We start from the raw sequence: 18,202 nt of genomic DNA on the forward strand, positions 1-18,202 counted from the left end.
GGGCCATTCCTATCGATGCGGCGCCTGCCGCTTGCTGAGCCTGACTCATGAAACGCCCGTACCGTGACGAACTCGCCGCCATCCTGCGCCTGGCCGGCCCGCTGATTGCCGCCCAACTGGCCTACGTCGCCATGGTGTTCACCGACACCGTGATGATGGGCAAGCTCGGCCGCGAGGCGCTGGCCGCCGGTGGGTTGGGTGCATCTACTTATGCGCTGATCTCGACCTTCTGCGTAGGCGTGGTGGCGGCCACCGGCAACCTGGTGGCGATCCGGCATGGCGCAAAAGACGCCCGCGGCGTAGTCGAAGCCACCCAGGCCGGCCTGTGGATCGGCGCCGCGTTGGCGCTGCTGGCGGGCCTGTTGCTGTGGAACCTCGGGCCGATCCTGATCGCCTTCGGCCAGGCCCCGGAAACGGTCGCCGGCACCATGAGTTTTCTGCACAGCATCGTCTTCGCCCTGCCCGGCTACATGGCCTTCATGGTGCTGCGCGGCTTCACCAGCGCCATCGAGCGGCCCGGCCCGGTCATGGCCATCAGCCTGATCGGCGCGCTGGCCAACTTCGCCCTCAATTACGCCTTCATCGAAGGACTGTTCGGCCTGCCGCGCCTGGGGCTGGCGGGGATCGGCATGGTCACCGCGGTGGTGATGAATGCGTTGCCGGTGATCTTCGCCCTGTACCTGCGCTGGCACCGGGCGTACGCGCCCTACCCGCTGCTGAAGGGATTGTCGAAGCCGGACTTCAAGGTGATCGGCGAATCGCTACGGCTGGGCATTTCCATCGGCGGCACCTACGCCGTGGAGTCGGGCATGTTCACCGTGGCGACGCTGTGCATGGGCGTGATCGGCAGCACCGCGCTGGCGGCGCACCAGATCGCCATCCAGTCGGTATATGTGGCCTTCATGGTGCCCATGGGGCTTTCCTACGCGGTGACCTTCCGCATCGGCCAGCATTACGGCGCGGGCCGGCTGTTCGAGGCGAGACGCGCCGGGCGGCTGGGCATCGGCTTCGGCGCCAGCTGCATGTTTGCCTTCGCCGCGCTGTTCTGGCTGGCCCCGGAGCTGGTCATCGGCCTGTTCATCGACCACAACGACCCAGCCAACCGCGACGTGGTGCAACTGGCCGTCGGCCTGCTGGCCATCGCCGCGTGGTTCGAGCTGTTCGACGGTACCCAATGCATCGCCATGGGGGCGATCCGTGGCTTGAAGGATGCGCGCACGACCTTCCTGGTCGGGCTGGCCGGCTACTGGCTGGTGGGCGTACCGATGGCGCTGCTGCTGGCCTTCCCGCTGGGCTGGGGACCGAGTGGCGTATGGTGGGGCCTGGCGTCGGGCCTGGCCTGCGCGGCCATCGGGCTGACGCTGGCCTTTGAGACGAAGACATCGCGATTGCTGCGTCCGAGCCTGCCGGCCGCGGAGCTGGTCGCTAGCTGACCGAGTCCTGCAGGCGCAGCGCACGGTTAGCGCCAAAGACCAGGAAACGCGCCAGCTCCGGCAAAGGCAGCGGGCGGCTGATCCAGTAACCCTGGACCTGGTCACAGCCGAACTGGCGCAACTCATCCTGCTGGGCGGCGGTCTCGACGCCTTCGGCGACCACTTCCAGGTTCAGGTTGTGCGCCAGGTTGATCATGGCCCGTACCAGTTGCAGGTTTTCCGGGCGCACGTGCATGCCGCCGACGAAACTCTTGTCGATCTTCAGCAGGGTGATCGGCAGGCTGTTGAGGTGCACGAAGGAGGAGAAGCCGGTACCGAAATCGTCCAGCGAGAAGCGCACGCCCAGCCGGCCGAGGGCCTGCATGGTCTGCAGGACCTGGTCGCTGCGGCGCATCACGGCGGTCTCGGTGAGTTCGAACTCCAGCCACTGGGCGTCGACGCCGCGCTCGCGGATCAGTCGCTCCAGGGTCGGCAGCAACTGGCTGTCCTGGAACTGGCGGAACGACAGGTTCACCGCCATGTGCAGCGGCGGCAGGCCGCGCCCGCGAAGCCACTGCATGTCGCGCAGGGCGCGGGAGATGACCCAGTAACCCAGCGGCACGATCAGCCCGCTTTCCTCGGCCAGCGGCACGAAGTCGCCCGGCGTCAGCAGGCCGCGCTCGGGATGGCGCCAGCGCACCAGGGCCTCGAGGCCGACGATCTGCCCGCTGTGCAGGTCCAGGCGCGGCTGGTAGTGCAGCTCCAGCTCGTCGCGACGCAGCGCCCGGCGCAGTTCGCTCTCCAGGTCGGCAAGGCTGCGGGCGCCACGGTTGATGCGCTCATCGAAGATGTGGAAGGTGCAGCCCTGGCGCGACTTGGCCTGTTGCATGGCGATGTGCGCGTGCCACAGCAACGGGTCGGCGGCTTCACCGGCGCGGGCGTGGGCCATGCCCAGGCTGCAGCCCAGCAGCAGGCTTTCGCCCTCGACCCAGTAGGGTTCGCCCAGGGACTCGACTATCAGTTCGGCGACCTTATCCATCCGTGCCGGATCGCGGCGGGTGTCCAGCAGCAGGGCGAACTCGTCGCTGCCCAGGCGGGCGATGTGGTCGCCGTTGTCCAGGTGCGCCTTCAGCCGTGCCACCACCTGCAGGATCAGGCGGTCGCCGGCCTGGTGGCCGAGGGCGTCGTTGACGTGGCGGAAGTTGTCCAGGTCCAGGTGGCCCAGCGCCAGGCCGCGCCCTTCGCTCTCGCTCAGCCGGGCGGCGAGCAGGGTCTGGAAACCCTGGCGGTTGGCGATGCCGGTCAGCGGGTCCTGCTCGGCCAGGCTCTGCAGGGTGTTCTGCAGCGAAGTGCGCTCGCGCACGTAGCGCAGGGTACGGCGCAGGACTTCGACACCGAGGGATTCGGCCACCAGGTAGTCGGCGACGCCGACGGGCTCTTCCGCGGGCTCGCGCTCCAGCAGCAGGATCAGCGGCAGGTGGCACTGGTGGGCGGACGGCAACTTGGCGGGCGTGGCGAGCACCAGGCCGACCTGATCCTCGTCGAACAGGGCGCTGGCGGCTTGCCAGGACGGGGCCGTGATCAGCGAATAGCCCGGCCCCAACGCGGCCAGATGCCCGCGCAGTAGCTGGGCCCACTGCGGCGCTTCCGCCAGCAGGAGCAGGCGCGTTGGTTCGACCGACGCTGCCAAGCGACCCCCATGTATCTCTAGAAAGAGGGGAAACTCCAGGCACCATCCCTGCGCCCATTTCCCCCGGTTTTGAAGCAACGCCATCCGGACATCCAGTGGATGTAGACGAAACTTCAGAGAAACTCTTAAGAGTTTTCTTCAAGTAATGCTGTCACAAGCCTAATACATGTACAGATTTATCCAAAACACATAAGTACGATCGTGTCACAGATCGCCGCTATTCCGAGCGGCACCCCGACGCCCGGCAGGGCCTGCTAGAATACGCCCCCGCTTCACTAAAGACCCCCGCCTTCATGTCCCGACTCAATCCCCGGCAGCAAGAGGCCGTGAACTACGTCGGCGGCCCGCTCCTGGTGCTGGCCGGCGCCGGCTCCGGCAAGACCAGCGTGATCACCCGCAAGATCGCCTACCTCGTGCAGCAATGCGGCATCCGCGCCCAGTACATCGTCGCCGTGACCTTCACCAACAAGGCCGCCCGCGAGATGAAGGAGCGCGTCAGCACCCTGCTGCGCCCGGGCGAAGGCAAGGGCCTGACCGTCTCGACCTTCCACAACCTGGGCCTGAACATCATCCGCAAGGAACACGCGGCCCTGGGCTACAAGCCCGGCTTCTCGATCTTCGACGAGAGCGATGTGAAGGCGCTGATGACCGACATCATGCAGAAGGAATATTCCGGCGATGACGGTCTGGACGAGATCAAGAACCTGATCGGCAGCTGGAAGAACGACCTGATCCTTCCGGAAGAGGCGCTGGAAAAGGCGCGCAACCCCAAGGAACAGACCGCGGCCATGGTCTACCTGCATTACCAGCGCACGCTCAAGGCGTACAACGCGGTGGACTTCGACGACCTCATCCTGCAGCCGGTGAAGCTGTTCCAGGAGCACCCGGAGATCCTCGACAAGTGGCGCAACCGCGTGCGCTACATGCTGGTGGACGAATACCAGGACACCAACGCCAGCCAGTACCTGCTGGTGAAGATGCTGGTGCAGCAGCGCGCGCACTTCACCGTGGTGGGTGACGACGACCAGTCGATCTACGCCTGGCGCGGCGCGCGCCCGGAAAACCTGATGCAGCTCAAGGATGACTTTCCCTCGCTGAAGGTGGTGATGCTGGAGCAGAACTACCGCTCCACCAGCCGTATCCTCAAATGCGCCAACATCCTCATCGCCAACAATCCCCACGTGTTCGAGAAGCAGCTGTGGAGCGAGATGGGCGAGGGCGACCCGATCCGCGTGATCCGTTGCCGCAACGAGGAGTCCGAGGCCGAGCGGGTGGCGATGGAAATCCTCACCATCCACCTGAAGACGCAGCGGCCCTACAGCGAATTCGCCATCCTCTACCGGGGCAACTATCAGGCGAAGCTGATCGAACTGAAACTCCAGCATCACCAGATTCCCTATCACCTGTCAGGCGGCACCAGTTTCTTCGGACGCCAGGAGGTGAAGGACCTGATGTCCTATTTCCGCCTGCTGGTGAACCCGGACGATGACAACGCCTTCCTCCGGGTGATCAACGTGCCGCGCCGCGAGATCGGCTCCACCACGCTGGAGAAGCTCGGCAACTACGCCACCGAGCGCGGATGCTCGATGTTCAACGCCTCCGGCGAACTCGGCCTGTCCGAACACCTGGACGCCCGCTACATCGAGCGCCTGCAGCGCTTCAAGCGCTTCATCGACAAGGTCCGCGAGCAATGCGCCGGCAGCGACCCGATCGGCGCGCTGCGGAGCATGGTGATGGACATCGACTACGAGAACTGGCTGCGGCAGAACGCCTCCAGCGACAAGGTCGCCGATTTCCGCATGGGCAACGTCTGGTTCCTCATCGAAGCGCTGAAGAACACCCTGGAGCGCGACGAAGAAGGCGACATGACCATCGAGCAGGCCATCGCCAAGCTTGTGCTGCGCGACATGCTCGAGCGCCAGCAGGAAGAGGAAGAAGGCGCCGACGGCGTGCAGATGATGACCCTGCACGCCTCAAAGGGCCTGGAATTCCCCTACGTGTTCATTCTCGGCGTGGAAGAGGAAATCCTCCCGCACCGCTCCAGCATCGAAGCCGACACCATCGAGGAAGAGCGGCGCCTGGCCTACGTGGGCATCACCCGGGCGAAGAAGAACCTGGCCATGACCTTCGCCGCCAAGCGCAAGCAGTACGGCGAAATCATCGACTGCTCGCCCAGCCGCTTCCTCGACGAACTGCCGCCCGAAGACCTGGTCTGGGAAGGCCAGGAGGACGCGCCGCAGGAGGTGAAGGTGGCCAAGGGCAATTCGGCGCTGGCGGATATCCGGGCGATGCTCAAGCGCTGATCTTGCCGGGTGTTACCGGTCGGTTTTGTGCCGGGCCCCCTCTCCCCTACCCTCTCCCTCAAGGGAGAGGGAGCTATCCGAGCCAGCTGACACCACCACTCCCCCCTGATGCCGAACTGTCCCCTCTCCCTTCGGAGCGGGGCGCGCAGCCAGGGTTAGGGAGAGGGCCAAGCCCCAGGACAGATTCCGCGGCAGGCAACCCCACGCTTCCCGCCCATCGAAAAACTGTCCATTCGATCAGCAATTGCATTGGTCGGAACGTCGCGCAGATGGCCACTAGCGTTGTAGAATTACGCGCTTCATCAGCGACAGCCGCTCCGGAAGCACCCCCGTGAACACTCTCAAAGACAAAATTCGCAGCGAAGGCATCGTTCTTTCCGAACAGGTCCTCAAGGTAGACGCCTTCCTCAACCACCAGATCGACCCGGCGCTGATGAAGCAGATCGGCCATGAATTCGCCGAACGCTTCAAGAGCCAGGGCATCACCAAGATCGTCACCATCGAGGCCTCGGGCATCGCCCCGGCGATCATGGCCGGCCTCGAGCTGGGCATCCCGGTGATCTTCGCCCGCAAGTTCCAGTCGCTGACGCTGAAGAACGACCTGCTGATCTCCAAGGTGTTCTCCTTCACCAAGCAGACCGAAAGCACCATCGCCATCTCGGCCAAGCACCTGACCGCCGCCGACCACGTGCTGGTGGTGGACGACTTCCTCGCCAATGGCCACGCCGCCAAGGCGCTGATCGACCTGATCCAGCAGGCCGGCGCCAGCATCGCCGGGCTGGGTATCGTCATCGAGAAGTCCTTCCAGGAAGGCCGTTCCCTGCTGGAAAGCGAGGGTTACCGCGTGGAATCCCTGGCCCGGGTGAAGTCCCTGGCCAACGGTCAGGTCGAATTCCTCGAAGACTGATCCTGCGCTGTAAAAAGGCGGGTGCCGACAGGGCCCGCCTTTTTTCATGCCTGACAGTTCAGCGCGTCCTACAAGGTTTGTTCGTCGCTGGCTTTCAGGCCGGCCAGCACCAGACGCTGGTACAGCTCCTCGCGCAGCCCCTCCGGATTCGCCAGCCCCATGCGTTCCAGGTGCGCCGGGTAGGCCTCCGGCGCCGGCGCATCGAGGGTCGCCCTGCCCAGCTCGAGAATCTCGCTCAGCTTCAGCTTGCTCTTGAGCCAACCCAACGCGCGCAGCAACTCGCGCTCCTGTTCGGTGAAGTCGCAACCCAACGGGAACTCCGGCAGCAGATGACGATACTGTCGCGTCGCGTCCCGCAAGCGCTCCGGGGTATTGTCGCGATAGCGCTGGTCCAGCTCGAAGTCCTTCGGCAGCTTGCCGGCCTCCTGGGCCTGGGCGATCAGCGCATCCTGGAAGCGCGAGTCGGCGATGGACAGCATGGCGGCGATCACCTCGGCATCGTTGCGGCCGCGCAGGTCGGCGACGCCGTACTCGGTCACCACCATGTCACGCAAGTGTCGGGGAATCGTCGTGTGGCCGTAGCTCCAGACGATGTTGGAGCTCAGCTCACCCTCGGACTCGCGCCAGCTGCGCAGCATCAGGATGGAGCGCCCGCCTTCCAGCTCATGGGCCTGGGCGACGAAGTTGTACTGCCCGCCGACACCGCTGAGTACCCGGCCGTCCTCCAGTTGGTCGGCCACGCCGGCGCCGAGCAGGGTGACGGTGAAGGCACTGTTGATGAAGCGCGCATCCCGGCGCTGCTCGCGCTTGAGCTCCTCGTCGCGGTACAGGTTGTTGACGAAGCCGATGCCGGTCATGCCGATACCGGCCCGCTCCTCGCGGGGCATCTCGCGCAGGCGCCGGTAGAAGGCCTGCGGACCGAGGAAAAAGCCGCCGTGCAGCCAGACGCCCGGCTCGGTCGGTGCGGCGCCGGGGCGCGCCGCTACCCGGCGGTTGAGCACACCCGCCTCGGCCAGGGCCAGCAGGCCGGGTACGAACATTTCGCTGCAGCCATACAGCCCGTGCTGGAAAGCGCCCAGCCCGCCGTCGCGCTCGATCAGCCCGGCGTGACGGGCGGTGGAGTCGAGGCCGTCGAGCAGCGCACGATAGCCATCGTTGTCGCGCTGGCGGGTCAGCAGCGCCGAGGTGAGGGCATCGCCCATGGAGCCGATGCCGATCTGCAGGGTGCCGCCGTCGCGCACCAGGGCGCTGGCGTGCAGGCCGATACAGTGGTCCTGAAGGCCCACTGGCAGGTTGGGGGTGGAAAACAGCGTGCTGTTGTCGCCCGGTGAATCCACCAGCAGGTCGAAGAAATCCTCATCCACTTCGGCATCGCCAGGCATGTACGGCAACTGGTCGTGGACGACACCGATAATGACGATGGTTTCGCCCGCCGCGCGGCGACGCTGCAACATCGGCAGCAAGTCGAGGGTGATGTCCGGGTTGCACGCCAGGCTCAGCTTGCCCGGCCGCGCCGGGTCGCGCGCAACCAGTTGGGCAACGGCATTGACGCCCTTGGCGTTGATGTCCCGCGCCACGTGGCTGTAGTTGCAGCTGATGTAGTTCTGCTGTGCCGGGGCGCTGTCCAGCAGGCTGCCGGGCTGCAGGTAGAACTCTTCGACGCGGATGTTTTCCGGCACGTTGCCGCTGCGCAGGTCGTGCAGGTAGTCCAGTTCGGGGTAGTCGCCGTAGATGCGCTCGACGAAGGGGTCGAGGAAGCGCCGCTGCAGTTCGCCGCCGGCCTGCGGGCGACCGAGGGACAGCGCCGTGTAGAACGTCAGTTGCCGGCGCGGGTTCTCGCGCATGTGCCGATACAGCGCATTGGCCAGTCGGTTGGGCTTGCCCAGGCCCAGGGGAAGCCCGAGACGGATGTGCCCGTCCAGGCGGTGCAGCAGTTCTTCGACAGCGGTTTCGATCGAGCAGGATTGCACCGGGCATCCCTCCGGGTTCGTTGTCCACGACAGGAGTTTGGACCGGCTTTACGCAAAAGTTGCTCCCGCGACTCACGAGGTGACAAATCGCGGGCATGAAAAAGCCGCCCTTGGGCGGCTTTTTCGCACAGGTCGGCTGTTACAGGCCGGACATGTGTTGAATCGCAGCTTTCAGCTCGTCATCGGAGCAATCAGCACAAGTACCCTTGGGCGGCATGGCGTTGAAGCCGGAGATAGCTTTGGCCAGCAGGCCATCCAAACCACCCTGCTCTTTCGCCCGCTTGCTCCACTCGGCCTTGTCACCGATCTTCGGTGCATTCAGCAGGCCTGTACCATGACAGTTGGTGCAGACCTTGCCGACAATCTCTTCGCCCGAACGCGGGGCACCGCCACCACCGGCAGCAGCGACGGCGCCAACGCCTTCGCATTCCTTGCCCTGGACGCAGACTTTGCCGACAGGTTCGAGACGCTTGGCAATGGCGTCATCATTGGTCGCAGCCTGAACGCTCACTGCCCACAGGGCCAGCACGGCAGCTTGGGCTGCCAGGATTTTTCTAATCAGGTTCACCCTTTCACCCTCATCGTGGCTTATCACGCCCGGTCGCGGTGCAGTCACAGTCTCGGGCCGCGCGAGCGGGCGCAAGTATAACGGCAAAGCCGGGAAGCTCGAAACAATTGCGCCACCTTGCCGGCCTTTGCGGCATTAGGTCGCAGCTGATCTGGCCGGTCCTACCGGCTGTTCAAAAATTTGCCGGTGTGGTCGCGCTGATCAGTCGTGCCGGGGCTTCGAACGGATTACGGAAGCGGTGCGGCTTGGTGCTGTCGAAATAGTAGCTGTCGCCACATTCGAGGACGAAAGTCTCGTCGCCGACGGTCAGTTCCAGGCGGCCTTCGACCAGCACGCCGGTCTCTTCGCCTTCGTGGGCATACATGTCGTCACCGGTGTCGGAACCCGGCGGATAGGTCTCGTCGAGCAGGGTGATGGCGCGGCTGGGGTAGTCCTTGCCAATCAGCTTCATGATGATCGAGCCACTGGACAGGTCACTGAGCTCGTCCGCCTTGTAGACCACAGGAGTGTTGCTGCTCTGCTCAAGATCGAGGGAGAAGAACTCGACCAGGGACATCGGAATACCACCCAGCACTTTCTTCAGCGAACTGATGGAGGGGCTGACGCTGTTCTTCTCGATCATCGAGATTGTGCTGTTGGTCACACCCGCCCGTTTGGCGAGTTCGCGCTGGGACAAACCTTTGAGCTTACGGATGGCTTGCAGACGAGCACCGACGTCCAAGGGTGGGGTCCTCCTTATTCTTGTGATCAGGCAGGCTCTGAAAGGCAGAACCCGCAGCGGCTTGAGCCGAGCGGGTTCCAAGTGCCACGTATCATGGCAACACCGTTCAGTATTTACAACAGATCGCCCGACGATCCTGCGCAAACTTTACGGGCGGTATCCGTCACTCGCCGCTATAGACCCGCGGGACGCGCTTGAGGTTGCAGAACAGCTGGTAGGGAATGCTGCCGCACAGGGAAGCCAGCTGGCTGGCGGGGACGTTCGGGCCCCAGAGCTCGACGCGACTGCCCAGGCCTGCCTGCGGCAGGTCGGTCAGGTCCACGGTGAGCATGTCCATGGACACGCGACCGATGATGCGGCTGGGCTTGCCTTCGATGAACACCGGCGTGCCATCCGGCGCATGGCGCGGATAGCCATCGGCGTATCCCATGGCGACCACGCCGACGCGTACCGGGCGGTCGGCGATGAAGCGCGCGCCGTACCCCACCGGCTCGCCGGCCGGCAGCTCGCGGATGCTGATGATCTGGGATTCCAGGGTCATCACCGGACGCAGTTGGTCCGCCAGCGGATGGGCCTGCTCGAACGGAGTGGCGCCGTAGAGCATGATGCCGGGGCGCACCCAGTCGCTGGGCACTTCGGACCAGCCGAGGATGCCGGGGGAATTGCGCAGGCTGATCTCATGCCCCTGGCCTGCGGCTTCGCGCACGGTCTGGAAAGCGGCGACCTGCTCTTCGGTGCGGACGCAGTCCAGTTCGTCGGCGCGGGAGAAGTGGCTCATCAGCACGACCTTGGCCACGTGGGGCAGCACCTTCAGGCGCGCCAGCGCGGCGGCGTAGTCCTGCGGGAAGAAGCCGACGCGGTGCATGCCCGAGTCCATCTTCAGCCAGACGGTCAGCGGCTTGCTGGGGCGGGCACGCTCGATGGCCTCCAGTTGCCAGGCCGAGTGCACCACGCACCAGAAATCATGGGCGTCGATCAGTTCCAGTTCGCTGGCCTCGAAGAAGCCTTCGAGCAGCAGGATCGGCGCACGGATGCCGGCTTCGCGCAGCTCCAGCGCTTCCTCGATGCACGCCACGGCGAAGCCGTCAGCCTCGCCTTCCAGGGCGCGGGCGCAGACCACTGCACCGTGGCCGTAGGCGTCGGCCTTGACCACGGCCAGCGCTCGCGCGCCGGTGACTTCACGGGCCAGGCGGTAGTTGTGGCGCAGGGCGGCGAGATCGATCAGGGCACGGGCGGGACGCATGGCGAGGCTCTCTTTTTATCAACGTGGTACGAAACTGCAGACGAAAAAAACCCGGCGCTCCGGCCGGGCCACGCAAAAACGATCAGGGCAGTGCGGCGACGATGGAGATCTCGACGAGGATCTCCGGGTAGCACAACGCCGCCTGGACGGTGGCGCGCGCCGGGGCGCAGCCCTGCGGGACCCACTGGTCCCAGACGCCGTTCATGCCGGCGAAGTCGGCGGCGACGTCCTTGAGGTAGATGGTTGCCGAGAGGACACGCGACTTGTCGGTGCCGGCCTCGTCGAGCAGGCGCTCGACGCTGGCGAGGACTTCGCGGGTCTGTTGCTCGACGTCGGCGGTGAGGTCGTCCGCCACCTGGCCGGCGAGGTACACCGTGCCGTTGTGGACGACGACCTGGCTCATCCGCTGATTAGTGTGCAGGCGCTGGATGGCCATTCTGGGCCTCCGAAGTGGAACCGTAGCGGGAGATATCCAGACCTTCGGTGCTGATCTGCGGACGCTTCTTGGCCATCAGGTCGGCGAGGTAACGGCCCGAGCCGCACGCCATGGTCCAGCCCAGGGTGCCGTGGCCGGTATTGAGGAACAGGTTGCGATAGCGGGTGGCACCGACGATTGGGGTGCCGTCCGGGGTAGCCGGGCGCAGGCCGGTCCAGAATTCCGCCTGGCTGACATCGCCGCCTTCCGGATAGAGGTCGGTGGTGATCATTTCCAGGGTAGCGCGGCGACGCGGGTTAAGCGACAGGTCGAAGCCGGCGATTTCCGCCATACCGCCGACGCGGATGCGCTGGTCGAAGCGGGTGATCGCGACCTTGTAGGTCTCGTCGAGAATGGTCGAGGTCGGCGCCATGTCCGGGTTGGTGATCGGCACGGTCAGCGAGTAACCCTTGAGCGGATAGACCGGGGCATCGATGCCCAGCGGCTTGAGCATCTGCGGCGAGTAGCTGCCCAGCGCCAGCACGTAGCGGTCGGCGGTGACCAGTTGGCCATCGACCCAGACGCCGTTGATGCGGTCACCGGCGAAGTCCAGGCGCTGGATGTCCTGGCCGAAGCGGAATTCCACGCCCAGGGCCTTGGCCATCTCGGCCAGCTTGGTGGTGAACATCTGGCAGTCGCCGGTCTGGTCATTGGGCAGGCGCAGGGCGCCGACCAGCTTGTCGGCCACCTTGGCCAGGGCCGGCTCGACGCGGGCAATGCCGGCGCGGTCCAGCACTTCATAAGGAACGCCGGTGCTTTCCAGGACGGCGATGTCCTTGGCGGCGGAATCCAGCTGCGCCTGGGTGCGGAACAGCTGGGTGGTGCCCAGAGAGCGGCCTTCGTAGGTGATGCCGGTCTCGGCGCGCAGCTCGTCGAGGCAATCGCGGCTGTACTCGGACAGGCGCACCATGCGCTCCTTGTTCACCGCGTAGCTCTTGGCGTTGCAGTTGCGCAGCATCTGCCACATCCAGCTGTACTGGCTGGGGTCACCGGTCAGCTTGATGGCCAGCGGGGCGTGGGTCTGCAGCAGCCATTTCATGGCCTTGAGCGGGATGCCCGGGGCGGCCCAGGGCGAGGCGTAGCCAGGCGACACCTGGCCGGCGTTGGCGAAGCTGGTTTCCAGGGCCGGGCCGGGCTGGCGGTCGACGACGACCACTTCGAAGCCGGCACGGGCGAGATAGTAAGCACTGGCGGTACCGATCACACCGCTGCCAAGCACCAGAACGCGCATCTTTGCCTCCTACGTCGCGCCAGGGGCGCAGACGTTTCTTATTCTGAACGTAGATGCGCGCAGTATAGGAAGTCGGGCTCAGCGATATTCACTGATTGCGATGCGGTATTTGACGAAAATTCCTGGCAAAAGTCGCTTTTACGGAGGGACATCCACCAGGATTACGGCATTTTCAGCCGAGACCGAATGGTCGATGATCTGGTGAAAATTTCATCAGATCCAGAGTAAATAGCGAACGAAATGGGATTGGCCAGAACTTCTCGCGCCGGACCATTCCCCGACGGGAATTACCTGCTCCCGCCGCAAGCCCCCGAACTCGCCGCCACAGGTGGCGGCGAGCAGGAAATTCCCCTTGGCGCGGCTACTTGCGTACCCACTGACCATTGACCTGCACGTACTGCCCCGATGGCGTACGTTCGATGGCCTTCTTGCCAGCCAGCGCTTCGACGTCAGCCAGCTTGGCGCCGCTCTGCCCGGCAACCTTCTGGTATTCGGCGCGGCGTGCCGCGTTGATCTGCGCGGCGATATCGGCGGCGTCACCGCCATTCTTCACGACGCCCAGGTAGCCGTCGGTCTGTTCACCGACCAGCCCCTGAGACTTGGCGCCACCCAGGGCAGACATCGCCTGTTCCAGGCTCAGGGCCATGACCGGCAGGCTCAGGCAGAGGGCGACCAGCGCGACGCCCAGTTTGCGGTGCAATCTCATGCAAAGGCTCCTTCTCAGAACAGGCCGCTGTTCTCGTTGATGATGCCGTCGAGCGCCTTGTCGACCTTGATATAGATCTCGTGCTCGATCTTCACGTTGAGGTTGATGTTGATCGGCTCCTTGGGCGCGGCCAACTGCACGGTAGGCGTGCAGCCCTGGACGACGCCTGCCAGGAGCAGGAAGGGTAAAACGGCGCGAAGGCGCATCGGGGTTCTCCTTGCGGTCATGGCGCGGCGGCCGGGTCGTTGCGCAGGCGTTCCTGCACGCGCTTGCGAATGGTGTCGCTGACCCGGTCGCTCAGTTGCAGACTGGTGAGCAGCTTGGGCACGTTCTCCTCCAGGTTGACGTTGAGGTTGATCGGCCGGCCCTGCTCCAGCGCCGGGTTGCGCCCGCTCAGGCTCAGGGCGAGAAGCAGCTTGCCCGATTCATCATAATCCACGCGGCTGCTCAGTTTGTCGTAGCGGAAATCGTCGATGGCCGTGGCCACCAGTTGCATGGCCGGGTTGCTCTGGCCCAGGGAGCAGATCTTCTCCGAACGGAACTGCAGCACGCCCGGCTGCCGTGCGGCGACTTCCCCGCCGTGGATGACCAGCTTGCCTTCGCGCAGGCCCAGCGGCAGGTTGCCGTCGATGACGCCGTTGCCGGACAGCCCTTCCGCCGGGTAGGCCGCCAGGATCGCCTCCAGCGCCAACCCTTCCAGCTTCAGCGTCAGACCCTCGCGGCGCGCGGAAAGATCCACGGCCCCCGGCGGTAGCCATGCGCGACCGTTGAACATACCGAGCTCCGCCTGCTGCCAGTCGACCCGCCCGGCCAGCGGTGCGTCCAGCGAGCCCCTGTAGTTGCCCTGCAGCGACAGCGGCCCCAGTGTCACGCCGGGGTTGAGCGAGGCGACTTTCACCTGCGGCAACTGCAGCCCCATCTGCGAGCCGTTCAGCGCGAACTTCGCCTGCAGGTCGAGGCCATGGACCTCGCTGCGGTCGTACACGCCCTCCAGACCTTGCCCGCGCACGTTCAGGCCCAGGCTCTGCGGCGCGCTACCCGGTGGCAGGCGCCAGTTCAGGTCGAAGCTGGCCTTGCCGTTGTTCAGGCTGAGCAGCGCCGGCCAGTCGCCAAGGGACTTCTCCAGCGGGTTGCCGGTGCGCAGGAAGAACTCCAGCTGGCGCGCAACCAGCGCAACGCCCTGCTTGGCGGAATTGTTCAGATCGACTTCGGCATTCAGCCCGCCGCTGTTCAGCAGGCGGCCCTTGAACTGCTGGCTGTCGAGGCTCGCCGCCAGCGTCCCGAGGGCATTCCAGGAAAGCGGTTTGACGTGGGGCTGGCGCAGTTCGCCCACGGCCAGTTTCAGCGGCGCATTCAGTTGCAGGGTGGCCGGCGCGTCGGCCGCATAGCCCAGGTCGAGTGCGCCCTTGCCGAGAACGGCGCTGAGCTTGCTCGCCTTGAGCGACTGCGGCCCGGCCAGGGTGCCGACCTGGAGTTGCGCGCCATCGGCGAAGGCGACGTTGGCGGACTGCTGGTCGATGCGCCCCTCGAAGCGCAGGTCGAAGCGGCTGCTGTCGCCACGCAAGCCGGCCAGTTCAAGGTGCGGGACCTTGCCTTCGAGCCGCGAATCCATCAGCTGCAGCGCCAGCGGCGTCGCTTCCAGCAATGCCACGCGGGAACGCAGGCGCAAGTCGGCGGCGCCCACGGCGTGCAGGTCGGCGCGAACACTACCGGCCTCTTCATCCACGCCGGGCTCCATGTGCAGCGTCAGGCGTGCCGGGCGCAGGCCCACTGGCAGCGCCTGCAGCCAGTCGCCGTAGAGGTCGGACAGGCGCAGATCGCCGCTGAGCACCGAGGGCCGCCAGCCAAGGTCGGTGCCGCTGGCGATCAGCCGCAGGTCGCCCTGCAGGTTGCCCAGGCCCGGCAGCGGCCAGGGTTGCGGCAATTGCAGGGAAAGATCGATGTTGCCGCGGCCATCGCGCAGGCCGGGCCAGTCCGGCCACGCGGCGTTGCCAGCCAGCTGCGTATTCCAGCTCAGGCGCAGGCGGCCGGCTTCGGGGATAGGCAGCGGCAGGTTCGGCGTTGGCAACCACATGCCCAGCCAGTTGCGCACCGCCTGCACCGGCGGCACGGCGGGGCTGGCAAGGCTGCCGCTGAGCTGGCGGGCGCCCGGCGCCCAGATCGAATCCAGCGACAGCAGCTGTTCGTTGTCGAGGAAGCTGTCCAGTTGCAGGCGCCACTGCCCGTCGCCGGGCTGCAACAGGCCATTGAAGGCGAGCTGCTGCCCGCCCTGGCGCAACTCGCCGCCCAGCGCCGCGGCGCCGCCCGGGATCTGCTGCCAGTGGGCGCTGCCGTTGAGGGTGCAACGCTGCTCGCGGGCACAGGGCAGCTCGAGGAAAACCTGTTCCAGCGCCAGCCGTCCGGGCAGCAACGCCAGCCAGCGATTGAGTTGGGCCAGGTCCGGCAGCGCGGCGTCCTCGCCTTCCGCGCGCTCTCCCGGCCATTGGCGGACATCGATCCTGCCGGCGGCCAGCTCCTTCAAGCGCCAGCGGCCATCGGCATGTTCGGGCCAGCCGACACGGACCTCGCGCAACTGGATGGCCAACCGCGCACCATCGGGTGTCTGCCGCTGAAGAGCCATCTGTTCCAGGGTCAGCCCTTGTCGCGAAACGCTCAGGCCCTGCCACTGCTCGATGCTCACCCCGGCATTGGCCAGCAGCCGCGGAACCGCCAGCCACGCCGCGCCAACCGCCAGTGCCAGGAGCAGCAACAGCAGCAGGAGGGCGGTGCGCAGGCGGGGGAACGACATGCGAAGGCTCCGGAAAAAACAGGCGATTGCAGCCGGAAACGGCAGAACTCTGGCCTACAGGCTGGCCGCCCGGCGCGGGAAGTTCAAGGGTTGCCAGTGATATTCCCTACACAACCGACTATATTGCCGATATTCCCCCAAAGCTCATCCCAGAGTCTTTCCCATGAGAACCCAGCACCAAAGCCGCCGCGAACTGGACAAGATCGACCGCAATATCCTGCGCATCCTGCAGGAAGAGGGTCGCATCTCCTTCACCGAACTGGGCGAGCGCGTCGGCCTCTCCACCACGCCGTGCACCGAGCGCGTGCGCCGGCTGGAGCGCGAGGGGATCATCATGGGCTACAACGCCCGGCTGAACCCGCAATACCTGAAGGCAAGCCTGCTGGTGTTCGTCGAAATCAGCCTGGACTACAAATCCGGAGACACCTTCGAGGACTTCCGCCGCTCGGTGCTCAAGCTGCCCCACGTGCTGGAGTGCCACCTGGTGTCAGGCCACTTCGACTACCTGGTGAAGGCGCGCATCTCGGAGATGGCCTCCTACCGCAAGCTGCTGGGCGACATCCTGCTCAAGCTGCCCCATGTCCGCGAGTCCAAGAGCTACATCGTGATGGAAGAGGTGAAGGAAAGCCTCACCCTGCCCATCCCCGACTAAATAGCCGGACTGACTCCCCGCCGTTCGCGGCAGGCTCATCGAGTTTATTTACGACTTCCCGGCGTTTTTTGCGCCGCTGCCTATTGGCTGGGCGGGAAGTCGGCGTTTATCCTGCGTAAAATTTTAACAACACAAAAATCAGGATATCGCACATGAACGCCCGCGTTCACCAGCCGGTACACACCGACCGCCACGCCCCGTCCTACTATGCCGCGAGCGTCAATCGGCGCCTCGAAGTACCGCCCCTGGCCGGCGAGGAAAGGGCCGACGTGTGCATCATCGGCGGAGGTTTCTCCGGGCTGAACACGGCCATCGAACTGGCCGAGCGCGGGTTCTCGGTGATCCTGCTGGAAGCCCACCAGATCGGCTGGGGCGCCAGCGGCCGCAACGGCGGCCAACTGATCCGCGGCGTCGGCCATGGCCTGGAGCAATTCGAGCCGGTGATCGGCGCCGAAGGCGTCCATGCCATCAAGCTGATGGGCCTGGAGGCGGTGGAAATCGTCCGTCGCCGCGTCGAGCAGTACGCCATCGACTGCGACCTGACCTGGGGCTACTGCGACCTGGCCAACAAGCCTTCCGACGTCGAAGGCTTCCAGGAAGACTTCGACGAACTGAAGGGCCTCGGCTACCGCCATGAACTGCGCATGGTCCCGAAGGAGGAAATGCGCTCCATCGTCGGCTCCGACCTCTATGTCGGCGGCATGGTGGACATGGGCTCGGGCCACCTGCACCCGCTCAACCTCGCCTTGGGCGAAGCGGCCGCGGCGCAGAGCCTGGGCGTGAAGCTGTTCGAGAACTCCGCCGTCACCGGCATCGACTACGGCAGCGAAGTGCGCGTGCGTACCGCCCAGGGCAGTGTGCGCACCAAGTCCCTGGTGATCGCCTGCAACGCTTACCAGAACCGTCTGAATCCCTACCTCGACGGCAAGGTGCTGCCTGCCGGCAGCTACGTCATCGCCACCGAGCCGCTGTCCGCCGAACAGGCCCATGCGCTTCTGCCGCAGAACATGGCCGTGTGCGACCAGCGTGTGGCGCTGGACTACTACCGTCTCTCCGCCGACAACCGCCTGCTGTTCGGCGGCGCCTGCCATTACTCCGGGCGCGACCCGGCGGACATCGCCGCCTATATGCGACCGAAGATGCTCAAGGTCTTCCCGCACCTGGAAAACCTGCGCATCGACTACCAGTGGGGCGGCATGATCGGCATCGGCGCCAACCGCCTGCCGCAGATCGGCCGCCTGCCGGACCAGCCCAATGTGTACTTCGCCCAGGCCTATGCCGGCCACGGGGTGAACGCCACGCACCTGGCCGGCAAGCTGCTCGCCGAGGCCATTGCCGGCCAGCAGGGCAGCGGCTTCGAGCTGTTCGCCAAGGTGCCGCACATCACCTTCCCCGGCGGCAAGCTGCTGCGCTCGCCATTGCTGGCCCTGGGCATGGCCTGGTACCGCTTCAAGGAAACCCTCGGCGGCTGACCCCTGCGCGCTGCAGCGGCTAGAATCTTCCGCAGCCCGTCACCGGCGGGCTTGTCGGAGACTC

The 18,202-nt window shown here is 65.4% G+C and carries 15 protein-coding genes; 5 read left to right on the forward strand and 10 right to left on the reverse strand.

Annotated features, from left to right (window positions below):
* The first annotated feature begins 47 nt into the window (after positions 1–47).
* Positions 48–1,433, forward strand: a complete 1,386-nt coding sequence (locus tag A9513_RS19595) for a NorM family multidrug efflux MATE transporter (protein ID WP_065085345.1) — start codon at positions 48–50, stop codon at positions 1,431–1,433.
* On the opposite strand, the gene A9513_RS19600 is transcribed toward A9513_RS19595, so the two are convergent.
* On the reverse strand, positions 1,426–3,102 hold the full coding sequence (locus tag A9513_RS19600) for a bifunctional diguanylate cyclase/phosphodiesterase (protein WP_065085346.1): 1,677 nt from the start codon (positions 3,100–3,102) through the stop codon (positions 1,426–1,428). The genes A9513_RS19595 and A9513_RS19600 overlap by 8 nt on opposite strands.
* A gap of 293 nt (positions 3,103–3,395) precedes the next feature.
* Here A9513_RS19600 and rep point away from each other — a divergent pair, with 293 nt between their 5' ends.
* Together rep and A9513_RS19610 are read left to right on the forward strand one after the other, a co-directional pair.
* The gene (gene rep / locus A9513_RS19605; RefSeq protein WP_038803556.1) at positions 3,396–5,405 is read left to right on the forward strand and encodes a DNA helicase Rep; all 2,010 of its coding nucleotides are present in this window, start codon (positions 3,396–3,398) and stop codon (positions 5,403–5,405) included.
* Between the two features lie 331 nt (positions 5,406–5,736).
* Positions 5,737–6,312: a xanthine phosphoribosyltransferase gene (locus A9513_RS19610; RefSeq protein WP_065085347.1), complete on the forward strand. Its 576-nt coding sequence runs from the start codon at positions 5,737–5,739 to the stop codon at positions 6,310–6,312.
* Positions 6,313–6,380: 68 nt separating this feature from the next.
* On the opposite strand, the gene A9513_RS19615 is transcribed toward A9513_RS19610, so the two are convergent.
* The 9 genes from A9513_RS19615 to A9513_RS19655 all read right to left on the reverse strand — a co-directional run bounded on the left by A9513_RS19615 (position 6,381) and on the right by A9513_RS19655 (position 16,014).
* The gene (locus A9513_RS19615) at positions 6,381–8,156 is read right to left on the reverse strand and encodes an acetyl-CoA hydrolase/transferase C-terminal domain-containing protein (RefSeq protein ID WP_141678462.1); all 1,776 of its coding nucleotides are present in this window, start codon (positions 8,154–8,156) and stop codon (positions 6,381–6,383) included.
* A 265-nt stretch (positions 8,157–8,421) separates the two neighbouring features.
* Complete coding sequence (locus A9513_RS19620; protein ID WP_024762081.1) at positions 8,422–8,850, reverse strand: cytochrome c5 family protein; 429 nt, start codon at positions 8,848–8,850, stop codon at positions 8,422–8,424.
* Between the two features lie 172 nt (positions 8,851–9,022).
* Positions 9,023–9,571, reverse strand: coding sequence for a cupin domain-containing protein (locus A9513_RS19625; protein ID WP_024762080.1), 549 nt, complete (start codon positions 9,569–9,571; stop codon positions 9,023–9,025).
* A gap of 163 nt (positions 9,572–9,734) precedes the next feature.
* A complete protein-coding gene (gene alr / locus A9513_RS19630; RefSeq protein ID WP_065085349.1) occupies positions 9,735–10,814 on the reverse strand; it encodes an alanine racemase in 1,080 nt (359 codons plus the stop codon).
* A gap of 82 nt (positions 10,815–10,896) precedes the next feature.
* Positions 10,897–11,250: a RidA family protein gene (locus A9513_RS19635; protein WP_024762078.1), complete on the reverse strand. Its 354-nt coding sequence runs from the start codon at positions 11,248–11,250 to the stop codon at positions 10,897–10,899.
* The gene (gene dadA / locus A9513_RS19640; protein ID WP_024762077.1) at positions 11,225–12,520 is read right to left on the reverse strand and encodes a D-amino acid dehydrogenase; all 1,296 of its coding nucleotides are present in this window, start codon (positions 12,518–12,520) and stop codon (positions 11,225–11,227) included. Before dadA ends, A9513_RS19635 begins: the two co-directional genes overlap by 26 nt.
* A 361-nt stretch (positions 12,521–12,881) precedes the next feature.
* Positions 12,882–13,226, reverse strand: coding sequence for a YdbL family protein (locus A9513_RS19645; RefSeq protein ID WP_065085350.1), 345 nt, complete (start codon positions 13,224–13,226; stop codon positions 12,882–12,884).
* A 14-nt stretch (positions 13,227–13,240) separates the two neighbouring features.
* Positions 13,241–13,432, reverse strand: a complete 192-nt coding sequence (locus tag A9513_RS19650) for a YnbE family lipoprotein (RefSeq protein WP_024762075.1) — start codon at positions 13,430–13,432, stop codon at positions 13,241–13,243.
* Between the two features lie 17 nt (positions 13,433–13,449).
* Entirely contained in the window at positions 13,450–16,014 is a 2,565-nt protein-coding gene (locus A9513_RS19655; RefSeq protein WP_065085351.1) for a YdbH domain-containing protein, read from the reverse strand.
* A gap of 163 nt (positions 16,015–16,177) precedes the next feature.
* Here A9513_RS19655 and dadR point away from each other — a divergent pair, with 163 nt between their 5' ends.
* On the forward strand, positions 16,178–16,666 hold the full coding sequence (dadR, locus tag A9513_RS19660) for a transcriptional regulator DadR (RefSeq protein ID WP_015479539.1): 489 nt from the start codon (positions 16,178–16,180) through the stop codon (positions 16,664–16,666).
* 152 nt (positions 16,667–16,818) lie between these two features.
* Entirely contained in the window at positions 16,819–18,138 is a 1,320-nt protein-coding gene (locus tag A9513_RS19665) for an FAD-binding oxidoreductase (protein WP_065085352.1), read from the forward strand.
* Positions 18,139–18,202: the final 64 nt, after the last annotated feature.

This window comes from Pseudomonas sp. AU12215, assembly GCF_001675465.2.
Lineage (GTDB): Bacteria > Pseudomonadota > Gammaproteobacteria > Pseudomonadales > Pseudomonadaceae > Pseudomonas > Pseudomonas nitroreducens.

Coding starts and splice junctions, on each gene's coding strand:
- A9513_RS19595 (WP_065085345.1), top strand. CDS start 48: ATGAAACGCCCGTACCGTGACGAACTCGCCGCCATCCTGCGCCTGGCC.
- rep (WP_038803556.1), top strand. CDS start 3,396: ATGTCCCGACTCAATCCCCGGCAGCAAGAGGCCGTGAACTACGTCGGC.
- A9513_RS19615 (WP_141678462.1), bottom strand. CDS start 8,156: ATGCGCGAGAACCCGCGCCGGCAACTGACGTTCTACACGGCGCTGTCC.
- alr (WP_065085349.1), bottom strand. CDS start 10,814: ATGCGTCCCGCCCGTGCCCTGATCGATCTCGCCGCCCTGCGCCACAAC.
- A9513_RS19635 (WP_024762078.1), bottom strand. CDS start 11,250: ATGGCCATCCAGCGCCTGCACACTAATCAGCGGATGAGCCAGGTCGTC.
- dadA (WP_024762077.1), bottom strand. CDS start 12,520: ATGCGCGTTCTGGTGCTTGGCAGCGGTGTGATCGGTACCGCCAGTGCT.
- A9513_RS19645 (WP_065085350.1), bottom strand. CDS start 13,226: ATGAGATTGCACCGCAAACTGGGCGTCGCGCTGGTCGCCCTCTGCCTG.
- A9513_RS19650 (WP_024762075.1), bottom strand. CDS start 13,432: ATGCGCCTTCGCGCCGTTTTACCCTTCCTGCTCCTGGCAGGCGTCGTC.
- A9513_RS19655 (WP_065085351.1), bottom strand. CDS start 16,014: ATGTCGTTCCCCCGCCTGCGCACCGCCCTCCTGCTGCTGTTGCTGCTC.
- dadR (WP_015479539.1), top strand. CDS start 16,178: ATGAGAACCCAGCACCAAAGCCGCCGCGAACTGGACAAGATCGACCGC.
- A9513_RS19665 (WP_065085352.1), top strand. CDS start 16,819: ATGAACGCCCGCGTTCACCAGCCGGTACACACCGACCGCCACGCCCCG.